The following is a 438-nucleotide window of genomic DNA, read 5'->3' on the forward strand; positions in this document are numbered from 1 at the left end:
GAACACTATGTCCAGCGCGCCCGCCTCGGTCAGCTTCTCACGGAACAGGCGGATCGTGTTTGCATCGGGTGTCGGTGCACCAAGGTCGAAACCCAGGAAGCGCAGCCAGCTCAGCCGGTCGCGGATCAGATATTCCATACGCGCATCGGCCACATTGTTCTGCGCCGCCAGCACCAGCACCTTGAGCATCGCCACCGGATCATACGGCGGGCGACCGCCCTTCGCCCCGTCGCCATAGGCCAGCGCCGCAACCAAAATCGGGCGGAATGCCTCAAAGTCGATGATCCGGCCCAGCTCCTCCAGCGGATCACCATGCGCCGAAAGCCGCTTCAGATGCTCCGATAATCCAAACAATCCCGCCTGACGCATCAAAGCCTCCCGTCAAGGACACTGAATCAAATCAGGCACAATATGTCGAGGGGTTATTGGAAGTGCCCA

At 60.3% G+C, this 438-nt stretch carries 1 protein-coding gene; it reads right to left on the bottom strand.

The features are described from left to right. On the bottom strand, positions 1 to 369 hold a 369-nt coding region (locus QU44_RS17080; RefSeq protein ID WP_033923612.1), incomplete at its 3' end, for a transposase. Positions 370 to 438: the final 69 nt, after the last annotated feature.

This window comes from Sphingomonas sp. 37zxx, assembly GCF_000786205.1.
In the GTDB taxonomy this organism is placed as follows: Bacteria; Pseudomonadota; Alphaproteobacteria; order Sphingomonadales; family Sphingomonadaceae; genus Sphingomonas.